This window comes from Micrococcus sp. GbtcB5, from assembly GCF_019091605.1.
Classification (GTDB): domain Bacteria; phylum Actinomycetota; class Actinomycetes; order Actinomycetales; family Micrococcaceae; genus Micrococcus; species Micrococcus luteus.
Genome location: NZ_JAGXJK010000004.1, coordinates 13,273 through 31,076 on the forward strand (window position 1 = coordinate 13,273; position 17,804 = coordinate 31,076).

The following is a 17,804-nucleotide window of genomic DNA, read 5'->3' on the forward strand; positions in this document are numbered from 1 at the left end:
AAAGGGCCCCAGACATGTCCCGCATCCTGATGATCCTCACCTCGCACGACCAGCTGGGCGACACCGGCCGCAAGACCGGGTTCTGGCTCGAGGAGTTCGCCTCGCCCTACTACGTCTTCACGGACGCCGGCCACGAGGTCACCCTCGCCTCGCCCCGCGGCGGCCAGCCGCCCATCGATCCGACGAGCTCGCAGCCGGAGATGCAGACCGAGGCCACCCGCCGGTTCGACCAGGACGAGGAGGCCAAGGCCGCCCTGGCCCACACCACGCCCCTGGCCCGGGTGGACGTGGACGGGTTCGACGCCGTCTTCTACCCGGGCGGTCACGGCCCGCTGTGGGACCTGGTGTCCGACGCCGACTCCACGCGGATCATCCTCGACAGCGACGCGGCCGGGCGCCCGCTCGGCCTCGTCTGCCACGCGCCCGGGATCCTGCACCCGATCACCGCGGCCGACGGCACCCCGTTCGTGCGCGGCCGTCAGGTCGCCGGGTTCACCAACGGCGAGGAGGAGGCCGCCCAGCTGACGGACGTCGTCCCGTTCCTCGTCGAGGACGCGCTGATCGCCGCCGACGCGGACTACCGCAAGGGCCCGGACGGGGAGAGCTTCGTGGTCACGGACGGCACCCTGGTGACCGGTCAGAACCCGGCCTCCTCCGCCGACGCCGCCCGCCGCGTCCTCGACCTGCTCGCGCGCTGACCCCCCTCCGCCGAGCCCACCACTTCGACCCCGAGGAGACCACTCGATGAGCACCCCCACCCACACGCGCGAGATCCACCTCGCCTCCCGCCCCCACGGCGCCCCGACGCCGGAGAACTTCCGCCTCACCGAGGTCGAGCTCCCCGAGCTCACCGAGGGCCAGGTCCTCGTGCGCAACACCGTGATGTCCGTGGACCCGTACATGCGCGGCCGCATGAACGACGTCGAGTCCTACGTGCCCCCGTTCCAGCTCGACGCCCCCCTCGACGGCGGCGCGGTGGGCACCGTGATCGCTTCGCGCCACGCGGACGTGCCGGAGGGCACGTCCGTGCTCCACGGCCTCGGCTGGCGCGAGCACGCCGTCCTCGACGGCGACACCGTCCAGGCCGTGGACACCTCCCAGTTCTCGGACAGCACCTACCTGGGCGTGCTGGGCATGACGGGTCTGACCGCCTACACCGGCCTCGTGCACGTGGCCGAGATGCAGGAGGGCGACGCCGTCTTCATCTCGGGCGCCGCGGGGGCCGTCGGCTCGGTCGCCGGCCAGATCGCCCGCCTCCTGGGCGCCTCGCGCGTCGTCGGCTCGGCCGGCACGCCCGAGAAGGTGGCGTGGGTGAAGGAGCTGGGCTTCGACGCCGCGTTCAACTACCACGACGGCTCGCCCACGGACCTGCTGGCCGAGGCCGCGCCGGAGGGGATCGACGTCTACTTCGACAACGTGGGCGGCGACCACCTCGAGGCCGCCATCGCCGCGATGCGGGTCGACGGCCGCGTGGCGATGTGCGGTGCGATCGCCCAGTACAACTCGACGGAGCCGCCGGCGGCCCCGCGCAACCTCGCCCTGGCGATCGGCAAGCGGCTGACCCTGCGCGGCTTCGTCCTGCAGAAGTACGCGGCGCAGGTCCGTCCCGAGTTCCTCGAGCGCGTGGGCCCGTGGGTCGCCGACGGGAAGATCCAGTGGGACGAGACCGTCCGGGAGGGTCTGGAGAACGCGCCCCAGGCGTTCATCGACCTGCTCGAGGGCGCCAACACGGGGAAGATGGTCGTCCGGCTGTGACGAGCGACGGCGCACTCGGGGGCGGCATGGCCACCTTCCGGCATCAGGGCCTGACCTTCGATGTCCGCGACGGCGGGCCGGCCGAGGGGGAGGTGGTCCTGCTGCTGCACGGCTTCCCGCAGGACGCCACGTCCTGGAGGCACGTCGAGCCGCTGCTGCACGCCGCGGGGCTGCGCACCCTCGCGCCGGACCAGCGCGGCTACTCCCCGGGGGCCGCGCCGCGGGCGACGGCGGCCTATCGCCTCCCGGCGCTCGTGGGGGACGCCGTCGCGCTGGCGGACGCGGCGGGGGCGCGGCGCGTCCACGTCGTCGGCCATGACTGGGGTGGCGCCGTCGCCTGGGCGCTGGCCACCGCCCACCCCGAGCGCGTCGCGTCCCTGACGGTCCTGTCCACGCCGCACCCGGCCGCCCTGGCCCGCGCCCTGCGCGGCCCGGACCAGCTGCGCCGCAGCTGGTACATCGCCGCCTTCCAGGCGCCGGCCCTCCCCGAACGAATCCTCGCCCGACGGCTGGGCTCCCTGCTGCAACGGGGGCAGGTCCCCGGGGCGGAGCACTACGCCCGCCGGTTCTCCACCCCGCAGAGCCTGCGCGGCCCGGTGAACTGGTATCGGGCGAACCCGGATCTGGTGACCACCACGAGCAGCGCGCCCGTGTCGGTCCCCACCACGTATGTGTGGGGCACCCGGGACGCGGCCCTGGGGCCGCGGGCCGCCGAGCTCACGGCGGGGCAGGCGGCGGGGGAGTACCGGTTCGTGGCGCTCGACGCGGACCACTGGCTGCCCGAGCGCGAGGCGGACGCCGTCGCCCGGGCGATCCTGGACCGGGTGCGCTGACCCGCGCTCCGCGCGGGCCGCTCCCGCCGTTTCAGCGCGGCCCGGCGGCCTCGGTGATCCGGTTCAGCAGGTCCATGAGGACCTGGCGCTCGGTGGTGTCGAGGGGGATCCGGGTGAGGGCGTCCACCGGGACCGTCCGGGCGGACGCCCGCAGCGCTCGTCCCTCGTCCGTCAGCCGGACCAGCACGCGTCGCTCGTCGTGGACGTCGCGCTCCCGCGTGACGAGCCCCATGCCGGCCAGGCGCCGCACCAGGGGTGTGATCGTCCCGTTGTCCATGCCGAGCCGGTCCCGCAGCGCGCCGACCCCCAGCGCGCCGGCGGCGTCCGACGTCGACGCCTCCGTCTCAGCCGAGGCGTCACTCTCCACCTGCCACAGGGTGAGCATCACGAGGTACTGCGGGTAGGTGAGGCCGAGGCGGGAGAGCAGGGGGCCGTAGCCGCGCGTGACGGCGCGCGCCGCCCGGTGCAGGGCGAAGCAGAGCTGGTCCTCGAGGGCGAGGCTGGGGGTCGGCGCGGCATCCATGGGAGCGATTCTAGTGGTCGCTGGGGAGCGACTTGGTTGCGCGCGACCTAACCGGGTGGCAGGCTGGAGCCGACTCGTCCCGCACGGGGCGGGCGGATGAAAGGACCTCTCATGGAGACCATCTACACCGCCGAGGCGCTCAGCACCGGCGCCGGCCGCGACGGCCATGTCCGCACCACCGACGGGCGGGTCGACCTCGACCTCGCGGTGCCCACCGAGATGGGCGGCTCCGGCCAGGGCACCAACCCCGAGCAGCTGTTCGCCGCCGGCTACGCCGCGTGCTTCCACTCGGCCCTGCAGATGGTCGCCCGGGCCTCCCGTGCCGACATCACCGACTCCTCCGTCGGCGCGCGCGTGGGCATCGGCCGCCAGGGTGAGGGCTTCGGCCTGGAGGTCACCCTCGAGGTCGTGCTGCCCAACGTCCCCGCGGACCAGGCCCGCGCCCTCATGGAGCAGGCGCATCAGGTGTGCCCCTATTCGAACGCCACCCGGGGCAACATCGACGTCGTCCTCGAGCTCGGGGAGGCGTGATGACGAAGCGCCGGCAGTCCGCCCCCCTCTCCCAGACCGCCGCCCGCCTCGGCCTCGGCGGGTTCATGACCGCCGCGGGGCTGTCCCACCTCACCGTGGCGCGCCGTGAGTTCCGCGCCCAGGTGCCCTCGTGGGTCCCGCTCCCGGCGGACCTCGTGGTGCTCGGATCCGGCGTGGCCGAGATCGGCCTCGGGGCCGCTCTCCTGGCGCTCCCCGGGCAGCGCCGCCTGACCGGCACCGCCCTGGCGGCCTTCTACACGGCGATCTACCCCGGGAACATCGGGCAGTACGCCGAGCGCAAGGACGGCTTCGGGCTGGACACCGACGGCCGCCGCCTGGCGCGGCTGTTCGGCCAGCCCGCCCTCATCGCGGCCGCCCTGTGGGCCGCGGGAATCCCCGAGCGGGAGCAGGGCGGGCGCGGCTGACGCCGTCGCCGGTCCTGCGGCCCTGGGCCGGCTCCGGGCACGTGCCCGGAGCCGGCATGACGTCAACCCGTCGCGAGGCGCGGCCCGTTCCGCAGGTGTCCGGTCCGGCGGGCCGTCAGCCGTGACGCATCGTCCCGGTCTCGAGGAAGCGCTGGTGCCAGGACAGGGCCTCGCCCAACAGGTGCGGGGTGTGCAGGCCGTCCGACCCGCGCATCGCGCGGTCGAAGTAGTCCCGCAGCGGATCCCTGTAGTCCGGGTGCGCGCACGTGTCGATGATCGTGCGGGCGCGCTGCTTGGGGGAGAGGCCGCGCAGGTCGGCCAGTCCCTGCTCGGTGACCACCACGTGCACGTCGTGCTCGGTGTGGTCCACGTGCGAGACCATCGGCACGATGCAGGAGATGTCCCCGCCCTTGGCCGTGGAGGGGGTGAGGAAGAACGAGGTGAACGCGTTGCGGGCGAAGTCGCCGGAGCCGCCGAGGCCGTTCATCATCTTCGTGCCCATCAGGTGCGTGGAGTTCACGTTGCCGTACAGGTCGGCCTCGAGCATGCCGTTCATGGCGAGGATGCCGAGGCGACGCACGAGCTCGGGGTGGTTGGAGATCTCCTGGGTGCGCAGGATCAGCTTGTCCCGATACTTCGCGGCGTTGTCGTTGAACCGTTCGGCGGCCTCGGTGGACAGGGAGAACGCGGTCGCGGACGCGGTCGCCAGGGTGCCGGAGTCCAGGGCGTCGAGCATGCCGTCCTGCACCACCTCGGTGAACGCGGACAGGCCCGTGAACCGGGACTTCACCAGCTCGGACATCACCGCGTTCGCGATGTTGCCCACGCCCGACTGCAGCGGCAGCAGTCGCTCGTCGTACCGGCCCTGGGCCACCTCGTGCTCGAAGAACTCCACGAGGTGCTGGGCGATCGCGATCGAGTCCGCGTCGGCGGGCTTGAAGGCAGAGTTCCGGTCCGGGGCGTGGGTCTCGACGACGGCCACCACCTTGGCCGGATCGCACCGCAGGTACGTCTCACCGATGCGGTCCGCGGGGTGGGTGAGCATGATCGGCGTGCGGTGCGGGGGCAGCGCGGTGCCATAGTAGACGTCATGCAGACCCTCGAGGTCCTCGCTCTGCCACGAGTTGACCTCGAGGATCACCTGATCCGCCAGGTCGATCCAGGACTTGTTGTTGCCCACGGAGGAGCTGGGGACGAGACGGCCGTCCTCGCGGATCCCGGACACCTCGATCACCGCGGTGGTCATGGGCCCGTAGAAGCCGTTCCACACGGTCTGCGCCAGGTGGGACAGGTGTGTGTCGATGTACTCGATCGCGCCCGCGTTGATCTTGGCGCGCATCGTCGGGTCCGACTGGAACGGGGTGCGCAGCGCGACGGCGTCCGCCTCGGCCAGCGCACCGTCCATCTCCGCGGAGGTGGACGCCCCCGTGTGGAGGTTGATGCGGAACTCCTCGCCGCGCGCGTGCAGCTCCTTGGCCCGCTCGGCCAGCGCCGTCGGCACGGCCTTCGGGTAGCCGGACCCCGTGAACCCGCTCATGCCCACGGTGGTGCCGTGCTGGATGAACGCCGCCGCCTCCGCGGCGGACATCACCTTCGACCGGAGGCCGGGGTGGTGGATGCGGGACGACATGGGTGAGGCCTCCGTGCGGGTGAGACGAGTCGAGCGAGAGCGCTGTGACGTGGAACAGCGATCAGCGTACCCGCGTCACGGGTGGCCGTGGGGATGATCACGCCGGAGGTCGCCGAGCCCGACCTGCGTGATCGACGACGGCGAACAGGGCTCGGCACTCCGGGGCGGCGCGCCTAGGCTCGGCGTCATGCGAGCACTCGTCCTCCAGTCCTACGGCGGCCGTGAGGCCATGGCCCTCACCGACGTCCCCGCCCCCACGGTCGGCGCCGGTGAGGTGCTGATCCGCACCCGCGCGGTCGGCCTCAACCCCGTCGACGCGATGCATCGCGAAGGCGACTTCAAGGCCATCGCCCCCGACGACTTCCCCACGGTCGCCGGCAACGAGCTCAGCGGCATCGTCGAGACCGTGGGCGCCGGGGTGACCGCGTTCGCCCCGGGTGACGCGGTGATCACCCGCGTGGACCCCTCCGGCCACGGGGCGTTCGCCGAGCTGGCCGCGGTGCGCGCGGACTGGGTGGCCGCCGCGCCCGCCCGCATGCCCCTGACGGACGCGGCCGGCCTGCCGCTCGCCGGCCTGACCGCCCAGCAGGCACTCGGCCCGGAGCACCTGGACCTGCAGCCCGGGGAGCGGTTGCTGATCACCGGGGCCGCCGGCGGCGTCGGGCTGATCGCCACGCGCTTGGCACACCTGCGCGGCGCGCACGTGACCGTGACCGCCTCCGCGGCGGGTGAGCCGTACGTCCGCGAGGCCGGCGCCGACGCGGTGATCGACTATCGCGCCCGCACCGTCGCAGAGGGGGGCGAACGCTTCGACAAGGTGTTCGACCTCATCGGCGGTGATCAGATGGCCGAGCTGCTCGGCTCGATCGAGCCCGGCGGCCGGCTGGTGACCATCGCGGGCCCGCCGAGCCCCGGCAGCCTTCGTGAGACCGCGCGCCCGTCGCGTCGGCCGCTGGCCGCCGTCGTCTCCCGGGTGGCCAGTGCGAAGGTGCGCCGGGCCGCGAAGAAGGCCGGGGTGACCTACGAGTTCTTCCTCATGCATCCGGACGGGGCGGGCCTGGCCGAGCTCGTTCGGCTCGTGGACGCCGGCGAGCTGGCCGTGACCGTGGACAGCCGCTACCCCCTGGCCGACTGGGAGCAGGCGTTCGAGCGTCTCGAATCCCACCATGCCAAGGGCAAGGTGCTGCTCGAGTTCTGACCGGCGGGCGCGTCGGCGCCGGCCTGCCCGGGCCGGCACCGCCTCGTATCCTGGCCTCGTGCACCCGTCTGTGAGCGAGCCCCTCACCCGACTGCCGGACGGCACCGTCAAGCAGCGCAACCCCTTCACCGGTACCGAGGTCTGGACCGTGCCCGGCCGCGGCCACCGCCCGCTCGGCCTCGTCCGGCCCGCCCCGCAGCCGCTCGACCCCGCCCAGCACGGCCGGCACTGCGCCTTCTGCGAGCACCGGATGCTGGAGACGCCGCCGGAGAAGTCACGCATCGTCTCCATGAGGGCCGACGACGGCGCCCCGGCCTGGCAGATCCTGCGGCACCCGGCCGCGGAGCGGCTCGAGGAGACGACCCCGGCCTTTCGCCGGGTCCCCAACCTCTTCGAGATCCTCAGCTACGACTACTGGCGTCTCAACCACGGCTATGAACTTCCCCCGGACGCGCGCCGCCGCCGTGACGAATACCTGGCCACCGAGGCCGGCCGCGCCCACGTGCGCGCCGTCGTCGCCGCGAAGCTGCGCGCCTCCGGCCGCTCCACCGAGGAGGCTGCAGCGATGTCCGAGGCGGAGCTGATCGCGGCGTCGGCCGCATTCTTCGGCGGCACGCACGACGTGGTGATCGCCCGGCGGCACTTCGTCGACGACGCCGTGGACGACCACCAGCTCGCCTCCTCGGGCACCCTCACCCCGGACGAGCACCACGCCTTCCTGGCCCTCACCGCCGACGCGATGCGGGACCTCTACGCGACCACGCCCGCCGTGCGGTACGTCTCCGTGTTCCAGAACTGGCTCAAGCCCGCCGGCGCCTCCTTCGACCACCTGCACAAGCAGCTCGTGGCCATCGACGAGATCGGCGCGCAGAACGCCGCCGCCCTCGACCGGCTGCGCGAGGACCCGCAGGTCTTCAACCACGCCGCGCTGGACGTCGCCGTGGCGCACGACCTCGTCATCGCCGAGAACGAGCACGCCGTGATGTTCGCCGGCTTCGGCCACCGGTACCCGACGGTCGAGGTCTACTCCACGAGCCCGGTGGGGGAGCCGTGGCGGCAGGACCCGGCCGAGCTGCGCGGCATGTCCGACCTGCTGCACGCCGCCCACGCGGCCACCGGCCCGGACGTCCCCTCCAACGAGGAGTGGCACACCCGCCCGCCCGGCGTCGCGGACCCGATGCCGTGGCGCGTGATGCTCAAGTGGCGCGTCTCCACTCTCGCCGGCTTCGAGGGCGCCACCAAGATCAACGTCAACACCCTCAGCCCGTGGGACGTGCGGGACCGGGTGCTGGCGAGGCTGCGGGAGCTGCGGGCGGCGGGCGCGCTCGCGGACGGGATGCGGATCGGGGCCGACGCGCGGGTCCGGCCGGGCATGCTCCGGTACGCGGACTGAGCGGCGGGGCCCGTCCCTCCGCGCGGTCGGTAGCGTGGGCGTCATGGCCCTCCACCTGCAGCGCTACCGCGAGATCGCCCACGTCATGGCCCGCAACGGCCTCATGGCCACGGCCGTGCAGGCCGGGCTCTCCCGGTGGCTGCCCCTCGAGGAGGGGGAGCCGCACCTGGGCATCGACGCCGAGGCCCGCCCCGAGCTGTTCGTGCGCACGTTCGAGGAGCTGGGCGTCACCTTCGTGAAGCTCGGGCAGCTGATCTCGGCGCGCCCGGACGTGTTCCCCGAGGCCTACTGCGCGGCGTTCGCCCGCCTCACGGACAGCACGTCGGCGGTGCCCTTCGAGGCCGTCGCCCGGACGGTCGAGGAGGACCTCGGCGCCGACGTCGACACCCTGTTCGCCTGGTTCGACCGGGCGCCCCTGGCCACCGCCTCCATCGGTCAGGCCCACCGCGCGCGCCTGCATGACGGGCGCGCCGTCGTCGTGAAGGTCCGCAAGCCCGGTGTGGTGGAGCAGGTCCAGGCGGACCTGGAGATCCTGCGGACGCTGGCGGCCACGTGGTCGCGGGCCTCACGGACCTTCGCCGACCTGGACGTGCCGGCCATGGTGGACGAGTTCGACCGCTCGCTGCGCGCCGAGCTCGACTACGTGGTGGAGGCGCGGGCCTGCGAGGAGATCGCCGCCGGCTTCCGGGACACCCCGGGCGTGCGGTTCCCGTGGATCGAGTGGGACCTGACCACCTCGCGCGTGCTGACCATGCAGGAGCTCTCCGGGCTGCGCGTGGACGATCTGGCCGGACTCGACGCCGCCGGCATCGACCGGGAGGAGCTGGCGTACCGGGCCGCCGAGGTGCTGCTGGCCATGGTGTTCGAGCACGGCGTGTTCCACGCGGACCCGCACGCGGGCAACCTGTTCATCGAACCGGACGGGACCGTCGGGTTCATCGACTTCGGCTCCGTCGGGCGGATCTCCCCGTCCCTCCGGCGCCGGTTCGCGGGCCTGGCCATGGCGCTGGCCCGGCAGGACACCGACGGACTGGTGCGGGCCCTGCTGGACATCGCCCCGCCGCGCGGGCCGGTGGACCGCCGTCGGCTCCGGCTGGAGGTGGCCCGGATCGTCGGCCGCCTCGAGGGGCGCGAGCTCGAGGACATCCGCGTGGCGCAGCTGATCTCGGAGATCTTCGCCCTGGTGCGGCGCCACCGGCTGTCCCTGCCGCCCGAGCTCGTGCAGCTGCTGCGGATGCTGATCATCGTGGACGGCATCGGCCGCCGCCTGCACCCCGGCTTCGACTACACCCGCGTGCTCGACCCGTTCGCCCTGCGCCTCGTGGGGGAGCACCTCGACCCCCGGCGGGTGGCGGGCCGGATCGGCCGGGCCACGATCGCGGCGGCCGAGCTCGGCATCGACCTGCCGGAGTACGCCCGCAAGGTGATGGAACGCATCGACGACGGCGGGATCGACGTCACCGTCCGCGCGAGCGAGCTCGAGCCGCTCGTGACGCGCCTCGAGCGGACGGGCGACCGGGTGGTGGCCGCCATGGTGGTGGCCGCGATGATCACCGGCGGCACGAACGTGCTCGTGGCGTACAAGGACCGGCTCGGCCGCTTCGCCGGGCCGGTGGTGGCCGCCGGCGGCGCCGCCCTGACCGGCGGCAGCGCCTATCTGGCCTGGATCAGCCGCCCGCGGCGTCGCCCCCGCTGAGGGCCACGGGCGGGGTCAGTCGTCGGGATCATGCCCGCACCAGGCCGACCGCGGCGCAGGCCGTCTCGAAGTCGTCGAGGCCGAACGCCTGGATCGGGCTGACGACGCCGGCCTCGCGGGCCCGGCCTGCGGCGAGCTGACGGGCGCCCCAGGCCATGAGGTCCCCGGTCAACGTGTAGGCGTTGGGGCCGCGCAGGTGCACGTCCGCCACGACGCGGCCGGCCGCGTCCCGCGCGATCGCCCCGACTCGGGAGCCCGTGCGGGCCCGGTCTGCGGCGTCGGGGCCACCCGGGTCCCCGGCCAAGGGCCGCAGCAGGGCCTGCACGCCGCGGGCGACGCCGGGGAGCCACCCCACCGCGCCGAGGGCGGCGGCGCCGATCTGCGTGGGCCGGGCCGGGAACCAGCCGTTGAAGACCTCGACCTCATCCAGGCCGGGCTGCATCCGCGGCAGGAACAGGGACTCCGTGCCGCCGAACAGCACGCCGCGGCGATCCTGCCCGTCGACCCGGAAGACGGCCGACCGGCTGGCCGGGCCCGTCGTCGCCAGCCGCCCGCCGCGCCACGTGATCGTCCGCTCGGTGAGGGCGTCCACCATCGTCTGGCGCGTCCCGTGGCTGAGGTCGACGCGCGGGTCCAGCTCGCCGTCGGCGAAGTAGCCGATCTGCAGGGACCGTGCGCGTCCACCGGCCTGCGCCAGCGCGAGCCCGCCCGCGAGCATGCCCGGCGCGTAGTCGAAGCCGAGGGCGGGCAGCAGGGTGGCGCCCGTGCGTCGGGCGGTGGCGTCCAGGTCCGCCTTGAGGTCCTTCACGAAGCCGATCTCACCGGTCGAGTCCACGTAGTGCGCGCCCCTCTCCGCGACGGCGCGGGCGACGGGCCGGCCGTAGCGTTCGAAGGGGCCGACCGTGGAGACCAGCACATCGCCCTCCGTGACCAGGGCCCTCAGCGAGGCGGGGTCCCCGGCGTCGGCGACGGCGACCTCCAGCCCGTCGTGCCGCCTCGCCGCGTGCTGGAGCGAGTCCCGGTTTCGGCCCGCCAGCACGGGCCGTGCGCCCTGGGCCACGAGGGCGTCCACGACGAGGGATCCGGCGTAGCCCGTCGCGCCGAGCACGATGATGCGGGGGGCGTCGGGGTGGTCGAGGTGCAGGGGAGAATCCGTCATGGCCCCACGCTAGGCCGCGCACGCGGAGACCTCACGGGCTCGGCGACGCCGATCCGCGTGGACCCCCTCTCGCGCTCCCGGACCGGCGGACCCGGACATGGCGAGCCTGGCCCGGCACCCGCCTGCAGGGGCAGACTCGGGGGATGACCCGTACCCCGCCCGCCGTCGCCCCGCCCGCCGCCGAGTCCGGCGGCGAGAGCCTGCTGACCGTCCTGATCGCCCTCGGCGTGAACACGGTGATCGCCGTCGTCAAGTCGATCGTGGGCGCGGTCACCGGCTCAGCCGCGATGGTGGCGGAGGCCGCGCACTCCTGGGCCGACGCCGGCAATGAGGTCTTCCTGCTGCTGGCGGAGCGTCGGGCCGGCCGAGCCCCCGACGCGCGGCACCCGCTGGGCTACGGGCGCGCGGCCTACGTGTGGTCGATGGTCGCGGCCTTCGGCCTGTTCGCGGTGGGCTCGGCGGTCTCGGTCTGGCACGGGATCACGGCCTGGTCCGCCCCCGAGGAGGAGGCGGAGTACACGATCGCGTACATCGTGCTCGCCGTCGCGTTCGTGCTCGAGGGCATCTCGTTCCTGAACGCGCACCGGCGCGTCCGCCGCGACGCGGAGCGGCGGCACATCAGCGATGCCACGTTCCTGCGCCAGACCTCGGACCCCACCCTGCGCGCCGTGTGGGTGGAGGACGCCTCGGCCCTGATCGGCCTGGCCATCGCGGCCGCCGCCCTCGCCCTGCACCAGCTCACCGGGGACCCCCGGTGGGACGCCGCCGGCTCGATCCTCGTGGGCGTGCTGCTCGGGGTCGTCGCGATCTTCCTGCTCTCGCGGAACATGGCGTTCCTCGTCGGCGAGGTCGCCGACCCGGCGGTCCGGACCCGGGTGCTGCGCTGGCTGCTGGAGCGGCCCGAGGTGCTCTCCGTGAGCTACCTGCACCTCGAGTACGTCGGCCCGGAGAAGCTCTTCGTCGTCGGGGCCGTGGACCTGGCCGGGGACGAGCGGGAGAGCGAGGCCGCGGTCCTGCTCCAGCGCGTGGAGGACGCCCTCCTCGAACACCCGCGCGTGGCCGCCGTCGTGCTCTCCCTGTCCAACCCCGCCCACGCGCCCCTGGCCCCGGAATCGCAGAACACCCGCGTCTGAGCCCGCGCGGCCGGCGGGCGAGCGGCCTCAGTCGAGGCCGGGGCGGCGGCGCGTGCGCTTCACCTCGGAGCGACGGCGTTTGGCCTCCAGGCGGCGCCGCCGGGAGCCGCGCGTCGGCGTCGTGGCCCGCCGCGGCGTCGGCGGGGCCAGGGCCTCGCGCAGCAGCGCCGCGAGCCGCTCGCGGGCGGCCACCCGGTTGCGCCACTGGGCCCGGTGCTCCGCCACGCTGACGGTGAGGACCGTCCCGGCCAGCCGGGGCGCCAGCCGCGCGAGGACGCGGGCGCGCTGGACGTCGTCGAGGGCGGAGGTGGCCGCCAGGTCCAGGCTGAGCTGGACCCGCGAGTCCGCCGTGTTCACGCCCTGACCGCCCGGGCCGGAGGCGTGGGAGAAGCGTTCGACGAGTTCGCCCGCGGGGATGACCAGCCCGCGGGGTGCGCCGGGGCCGGGGGTGACGCGCACGTCGCCGGGGCGGGGCTCAGCCACGGGGGGCCGCCGTCCGTGGTCCGCGCAGGTCCGCGAGTGCGACGAGGAGCGCGAGGGCCATGCACCCGGCCACCAGCGCGAAGGCGGCCATGAACGCCCCGTCCCAGTCGGCACCGGAGGCGACGCCCAGGAACACCCCCACGATCACGGCGGTGCCGACGGCCGTGCCGACGCGCTGGCCGGTCTGCAGGACGCCGCCGGCCGTGCCGGAGTGCCGCGGCGGGACCTCGGCCAGGCTGAGGGTCTGGTTGGGGGAGACCACCAGCCCCTGCCCGGCACCCAAGATGGCGAGGGTGAGCAGCAGCCACCACGGACTCAGGCCGAACTCCCGGTTGGCCCACGCCACCCCGATGGAGCCCACGACGGCGAGCAGCGCCAGCGCGATGCCGAGGACGACGATCTTCCGGCCCGTGCGCAGCACCACGCGCCCGGCCACGGTGGACATCACGCTCGACATGACCGCCGAAGGCAGGCCGATGAGCGCGGCGTGCAGCGCCGGGTAGCCCAGCCCGTTCTGCATGAACATGGCGATCACGACGAACATGCTGGTCGAGCCGGTGAAGTAGATGGCGATCAGCAGGGCGCCGCACGCGAAGCTGCGGGTCTGGAACAGGCGCAGGTCCACCATCGGGGCGCGGCCCCGTCGTGCGTAGCGGGCCTCCCACCGCGTCCAGAGGGCGGCCAGGCCGATGCCGACGGGCACGAGCACGAACCGCCACGGCCCGAGCCCCCGGTCCAGGAACGGGAGCATGACGGCCACGAGGGCGCCGGCCAGCAGGACGACGCCGACCGGGTCCAGGTCCGGACGCCGCGCCCGCTCGGGGACGGTGCGCGGCAGCCACTGGCGGGCCACGATCAGGGCGCCGAGGGCGATGGGCACGTTCACCAGAAAGGTCGCGCGCCAGCCGAGGTCGCCGCCGAGCCACGCGATGAGCCCGCCGCTGAGCAGCGGCCCCACCGCCACGGACACCCCGACGACGGCGCCGAGCGCCCCGAACGCCCGGGCGCGGGAGGCGCCGGAGAACTCGCCCTGGATGAAGCCGGTGACCTGCGGGTTGAGCAGGCCCGCGCCCACGCCCATGACCAGGCGCGCGAGCACGAGCAGGACGCCCGTGGGCGCCAGGCCGGACAGGAGCGCACCGAGCGCGAACACGCCGAGGCCCACCAGGAACAGCCGGCGGCGGCCGAAGAGGTCACCCGCCCGGCCCGCCGGCACGAGCACCATGCCGAACACGAGGGTGTAGCCGGAGATGGCCCACTGCAGCTCCGCGTCGCTGGCGTCCAGGCCCCGCTGCAGGGCGGGCAGGGCCACGTTGATGCTGGACACGGCCAGCAGGGACATGAAGATCGGGATGAGGAGCACCGCGAGGATGCGCTGCTGGTGCGGGGTGAAGACCGAGGACGCGGCGCCGTCGGACGGACGCGGGGCGACGGGCATGCGGTCTCCTTCACAAGGGTGTCTCGGGCGCTCTCCAGGATCGGCCCTCGTCCCGCATCGTGCCAGGTCCGAGGGTCCTCGGCCCGGTGCGGCGCACGGAGGCCATGACCGCGACCGTCGCCCTGCCGCCCCGTCGCTCACTTCGCGTCCGCGTACGACCCCACGCTGGAGACGGTGAGCGGGAAGTCCACGGGGGCGGGACCGAACAGCAGGCGGCCGGCGGCGCTCGCGGACTCCGCCACGACCGTCCGCACGGCCTCGGCCTCCGTGGCCGGGCCGTGCAGGACGACCTCGTCGTGGACGAAGAACACGAGTTCCGTGCGCATGCCGGCCGAGCGCAGTCGACGGCGGATCTCGCCCATCCAGCACAGCGCCCACTCGGCCGCGGTGCCCTGCACCACGAAGTTCCGGGTGAAGCGGCCCTGGGAGCGCCGCCGTCGCCGGGCCGCGGACTCGGCGGCCTGGGTGCCGACGTCGGACACGGACTCCTGCCACTTCCGCCCCGGCGCGGGGGACCAGCGGCCCAGCCACGTGGACACCTGGCCGCCTCCCTCGCCGACGGAGGCCGCCCGCTCGAGCAGGCCGATCGCTCGGGGGTAGAGCCGGCGCAGGTGCGGCATGAGCGCCGCGGAGTCGCCCGTCGTCGAGCCGTACATCGCACCCAGCAGGGCGATCTTCGCGCGCCCGCGGTCGGCCAGCGCGGTGCCGGCCGCCCGGCCCTGCTCCGCCACCTCCCGGTACAGGTCGGGCGTGGTCCCGGCACGGGCCAGCGCCTCGTCGGCGGCCATCGCGGCGAGGATGCGCGGCTCCACCTGGGAGGCGTCGGCCACGGTCAGCGTCCACCCGGGGTCTGCGCGGACGGCGTCGCGCACCCCGGCCGGGACCTGCATGGCCCCACCGCCGTGGGCGGCCCACCGCCCGGTCACCACGCCGCCGACCAGGTAGGCGGCGTGGAACCGGCCGTCGTCGCCGATCCACTGGTCCAGCCAGTGCCAGCCGTTGGCCGTCCACAGCCGGGCCAGGGCCTTGTACTCCAGCAGCGGCGCGAGCAGCGCGGCCCGCGCCTCGCGCTCCGCGCCGCCGGCGTCGATCCAGTGCTTCAGGTCCCACTGCCGCGTGGACTCCACGGCCACGCCCGCCGTCTGCAGCGCCCGCAGCAGGCTCGGCTGCGAGTCGGGGCTCAGCCCGGGGGAGCCCAGGACCTCGGCGATGCGTTCGGCCAGGGCCTGCAGGCGGGCCGGACGCTCGCCCGGTGCAGGCCGGGGGCCGAGCTGCTCGGCGAGGAGCGCCTCGTGCACGCCCCGGTCCCACGGCAGACCCGCCGCCCGGATCTCCGCGGCCACGAGTGCGCCCTGCGACTCCGCCGCCGCGAGCAGCCGCAGCCGGTGCGGGTGGGCCGAGCCCTCGACGGCCGCCCGCTGCGCGGCCAGCTCGGCCGCGAGCACGGTGACGTCCGGGGCGTGGCCGGACTCGTCCGGCAGGTCGAAGAAGGACTCCTGACCGGCGGGCACCCGCGCGGGGCGCTCGGGCTCCGTCGGGTCGGCGACCTCGAGCTGCGCCACGGGCGTGTAACGCACCCCGCTGCCCGGCGCCATCGCCGCGTGCCGCAGGATCCGCTGGACGAGGGTCAGGTCCCAGCATCGATCCGCCCGCACCCCCGCCGCCAGCCAGGCGGTGTACTCTGTCCCGACGTCGGCGAGCACCCAGCGGACCGTGCTCGGGTCCACGCCCAGACGGGCGGGCAGACCGGCCACGAGCGCGGCCACGGACCCGGCGGGGCAGGAGCCCAGGGGAGTGGCGTCGTCCCCGTCCACGGCCCACCAGGCGCCGGGGCTGCCGACGGAGGCGGGGGCGGGGCCCAGGACGACGAACATGGCCCTCATTCTGCCCCGTGGCAGGGTCGTGACCCGAGGCGCCGTCTGCCGCAGCCCTGTGCGGCAGACCTCCCGGCACGGCGGCGACCACGGCGGGCACAGCGGGCACGGTTCCCCCTGACGTTCCGCCGCCTCACCGTGGGCGGGGCGAGGGGCTGTGCGACTTGCACGCTCGCTGAGCGGAGAACACACTGTGCGGACGCACCGGCGCGCAGCGGGCCGTCGGGCGCGACCCAGAGAGGACCCACCATGACAGCGACCCGGTCCGGCGGCGCCGCGACGTCGCGCCTCAACGCCAAGGTGGTCGGCATCTCGGTCGCCGCCGCGCTCGGCGGCTTCCTGTTCGGCTTCGACACCTCCGTCATCAACGGCGCCGTGGACGCGCTCGCCGGGGAGTTCGGCCTCGGCGCCGGTCTCACGGGCTTCGCCGTCTCCTCGGCGCTGATCGGCTGCGCGCTGGGCGCCTGGTTCGCCGGGCCGATCGCCAACCGCCGCGGCCGCGTGCCCGTGATGGTGATCGCCGCGATCCTGTTCCTGGTCTCCGCCATCGGCTCGGGCCTGGCGTTCGGCGTGGTCGACCTGATCGTCTGGCGCATGGTCGGCGGCCTGGGCGTGGGCGCCGCGTCCGTGATCGCCCCGGCGTACATCGCGGAGGTCAGCCCGGCCCATGTGCGCGGTCGCCTCGGCTCGCTCCAACAGCTGGCGATCGTCCTGGGCATCTTCGTCGCGCTCCTCACGGACGCGCTCTTCGCGACGATGGCCGGGGGAGCGGCGCAGCCGTTCTGGCTCGGCGTCGACGCCTGGCGCTGGATGTTCCTGGCCGAGGCCGTCCCGGCGGTGCTGTACGGCCTGTTCGCCCTGAAGTTGCCGGAGTCCCCGCGCTACCTGGTCGCCCGCGGTCGCACGGACGAGGCGGCCGAGGTCCTGCACGAGTTCACCGGCGTGGACCGGGTGAACCTGATGATCGAGGACATCCGGCGCTCGCTGGACTCGGAGCACCGCGAGTCGTTGGCGGACCTGCGCGGACCGGCGGCGGGCCTGCAGCCGATCGTGTGGATCGGCATCCTGCTCTCCGTCTTCCAGCAGGCCGTGGGCATCAACGTGATCTTCTACTACTCCACCACCCTGTGGCGCTCGGTGGGCTTCGGAGAGTCGGACGCCCTCACGGTCACCGTGATCACCTCGGTCACGAACATCGCCGTCACCTTCATCGCGATCGCCCTGGTGGACCGCGTCGGCCGTCGCCCCATGCTGATCGCCGGCTCCGCCGGCATGGCGGTCAGCCTCGGCCTGATGGCACTGGCCTTCTCCTTCGCGGAGACCGGCGGCGCCGAGTCCGTGTCCCTGCCGCAGCCGTGGTCCACGGTGGCGCTGGTGGCCGCGAACGCCTTCGTGGTGTTCTTCGGTGCCACCTGGGGTCCGCTGGTCTGGGTGCTGCTGGGCGAGATGTTCCCGAACCGCATCCGCGCCGGCGCGCTCGCCGTGGCCGCCGCCGCGCAGTGGGCGGCCAACTTCACCGTCTCCACCACGTTCCCGTGGTTGGCGGACATCGGCCTGACCCTCGCCTACGGCCTGTACGCGGTCATGGCGGCGCTGTCCCTGGCCTTCGTGGCGGCCTTCGTGCCCGAGACCAAGGGCAAGACGCTCGAGGAGATGAGCGACGTCGTCGTGCGCTCCCCGGGGCAACGGCGCGCGGTGCGCGCCGAGGCGGAGCAGGGCCTGCGCGGCTGACA

General features: G+C 74.3%; 16 protein-coding genes. 10 read left to right on the forward strand and 6 right to left on the reverse strand.

Annotated elements, in window-relative coordinates; translation table 11 throughout:
• Positions 1 to 14: 14 nt before the first annotated feature.
• The 3 genes from KVS67_RS02190 to KVS67_RS02200 are packed head-to-tail and all read left to right on the forward strand — an operon-like array spanning position 15 to position 2,588.
• A complete protein-coding gene (locus KVS67_RS02190) occupies positions 15 to 698 on the forward strand; it encodes a type 1 glutamine amidotransferase domain-containing protein (protein WP_163721249.1) in 684 nt (227 codons plus the stop codon).
• Positions 699 to 744: 46 nt separating this feature from the next.
• Complete coding sequence (locus KVS67_RS02195; protein WP_163721251.1) at positions 745 to 1,755, forward strand: NADP-dependent oxidoreductase; 1,011 nt, start codon at positions 745 to 747, stop codon at positions 1,753 to 1,755.
• A 26-nt stretch (positions 1,756 to 1,781) separates the two neighbouring features.
• The gene (locus KVS67_RS02200; RefSeq protein WP_254629178.1) at positions 1,782 to 2,588 is read left to right on the forward strand and encodes an alpha/beta fold hydrolase; all 807 of its coding nucleotides are present in this window, start codon (positions 1,782 to 1,784) and stop codon (positions 2,586 to 2,588) included.
• Between the two features lie 31 nt (positions 2,589 to 2,619).
• Here KVS67_RS02200 and KVS67_RS02205 read toward each other — a convergent pair whose 3' ends face one another.
• Complete coding sequence (locus KVS67_RS02205) at positions 2,620 to 3,111, reverse strand: MarR family winged helix-turn-helix transcriptional regulator (RefSeq protein WP_036382885.1); 492 nt, start codon at positions 3,109 to 3,111, stop codon at positions 2,620 to 2,622.
• A gap of 111 nt (positions 3,112 to 3,222) precedes the next feature.
• Between KVS67_RS02205 and KVS67_RS02210 the strand changes: the two genes are divergently transcribed.
• Positions 3,223 to 3,642, forward strand: a complete 420-nt coding sequence (locus KVS67_RS02210) for an organic hydroperoxide resistance protein (RefSeq protein WP_002855232.1) — start codon at positions 3,223 to 3,225, stop codon at positions 3,640 to 3,642.
• Positions 3,642 to 4,067: a hypothetical protein gene (locus tag KVS67_RS02215; protein ID WP_095694796.1), complete on the forward strand. Its 426-nt coding sequence runs from the start codon at positions 3,642 to 3,644 to the stop codon at positions 4,065 to 4,067. The genes KVS67_RS02210 and KVS67_RS02215 overlap by 1 nt, the downstream gene beginning before the upstream one ends.
• Before the next feature lie 115 nt (positions 4,068 to 4,182).
• Here the strand turns inward: KVS67_RS02215 and KVS67_RS02220 are convergent, their stop codons facing one another.
• The gene (locus KVS67_RS02220) at positions 4,183 to 5,697 is read right to left on the reverse strand and encodes an acetyl-CoA hydrolase/transferase family protein (RefSeq protein ID WP_217564732.1); all 1,515 of its coding nucleotides are present in this window, start codon (positions 5,695 to 5,697) and stop codon (positions 4,183 to 4,185) included.
• A gap of 187 nt (positions 5,698 to 5,884) precedes the next feature.
• On the opposite strand from KVS67_RS02220, the gene KVS67_RS02225 reads away from it, so the two are divergent.
• From KVS67_RS02225 to KVS67_RS02235, 3 genes are all read left to right on the forward strand, one after another.
• Positions 5,885 to 6,895 carry an NADP-dependent oxidoreductase gene (locus KVS67_RS02225; protein WP_036316411.1) on the forward strand — a complete coding sequence of 337 codons (1,011 nt, stop codon included), beginning with the start codon at positions 5,885 to 5,887 and terminating at the stop codon, positions 6,893 to 6,895.
• Positions 6,896 to 6,965: 70 nt separating this feature from the next.
• Positions 6,966 to 8,288: a DUF4921 family protein gene (locus KVS67_RS02230; RefSeq protein WP_170747997.1), complete on the forward strand. Its 1,323-nt coding sequence runs from the start codon at positions 6,966 to 6,968 to the stop codon at positions 8,286 to 8,288.
• A 43-nt stretch (positions 8,289 to 8,331) separates the two neighbouring features.
• A complete protein-coding gene (locus KVS67_RS02235) occupies positions 8,332 to 9,984 on the forward strand; it encodes an AarF/ABC1/UbiB kinase family protein (protein ID WP_217564733.1) in 1,653 nt (550 codons plus the stop codon).
• Positions 9,985 to 10,012: 28 nt separating this feature from the next.
• Here the strand turns inward: KVS67_RS02235 and KVS67_RS02240 are convergent, their stop codons facing one another.
• Positions 10,013 to 11,143 (reverse strand): trans-acting enoyl reductase family protein, encoded by a 1,131-nt coding sequence (locus KVS67_RS02240; RefSeq protein WP_217564734.1) that lies wholly within the window; start codon positions 11,141 to 11,143, stop codon positions 10,013 to 10,015.
• Between the two features lie 143 nt (positions 11,144 to 11,286).
• On the opposite strand from KVS67_RS02240, the gene KVS67_RS02245 reads away from it, so the two are divergent.
• Complete coding sequence (locus tag KVS67_RS02245) at positions 11,287 to 12,276, forward strand: cation diffusion facilitator family transporter (protein WP_217564735.1); 990 nt, start codon at positions 11,287 to 11,289, stop codon at positions 12,274 to 12,276.
• 27 nt (positions 12,277 to 12,303) lie between these two features.
• Here KVS67_RS02245 and arfB read toward each other — a convergent pair whose 3' ends face one another.
• The 3 genes from arfB to KVS67_RS02260 all read right to left on the reverse strand — a co-directional run bounded on the left by arfB (position 12,304) and on the right by KVS67_RS02260 (position 16,071).
• The gene (gene arfB / locus KVS67_RS02250; RefSeq protein ID WP_020626297.1) at positions 12,304 to 12,759 is read right to left on the reverse strand and encodes an alternative ribosome rescue aminoacyl-tRNA hydrolase ArfB; all 456 of its coding nucleotides are present in this window, start codon (positions 12,757 to 12,759) and stop codon (positions 12,304 to 12,306) included.
• A complete protein-coding gene (locus KVS67_RS02255; RefSeq protein WP_141843615.1) occupies positions 12,752 to 14,197 on the reverse strand; it encodes an MFS transporter in 1,446 nt (481 codons plus the stop codon). The genes arfB and KVS67_RS02255 overlap by 8 nt, the downstream gene beginning before the upstream one ends.
• Positions 14,198 to 14,334: 137 nt before the next feature.
• Positions 14,335 to 16,071, reverse strand: coding sequence for a bifunctional 3'-5' exonuclease/DNA polymerase (locus KVS67_RS02260; RefSeq protein WP_141843617.1), 1,737 nt, complete (start codon positions 16,069 to 16,071; stop codon positions 14,335 to 14,337).
• A 249-nt stretch (positions 16,072 to 16,320) separates the two neighbouring features.
• Here KVS67_RS02260 and KVS67_RS02265 point away from each other — a divergent pair, with 249 nt between their 5' ends.
• Positions 16,321 to 17,802, forward strand: a complete 1,482-nt coding sequence (locus KVS67_RS02265) for a sugar porter family MFS transporter (protein ID WP_141843619.1) — start codon at positions 16,321 to 16,323, stop codon at positions 17,800 to 17,802.
• The last annotated feature ends 2 nt before the right edge of the window (positions 17,803 to 17,804 follow it).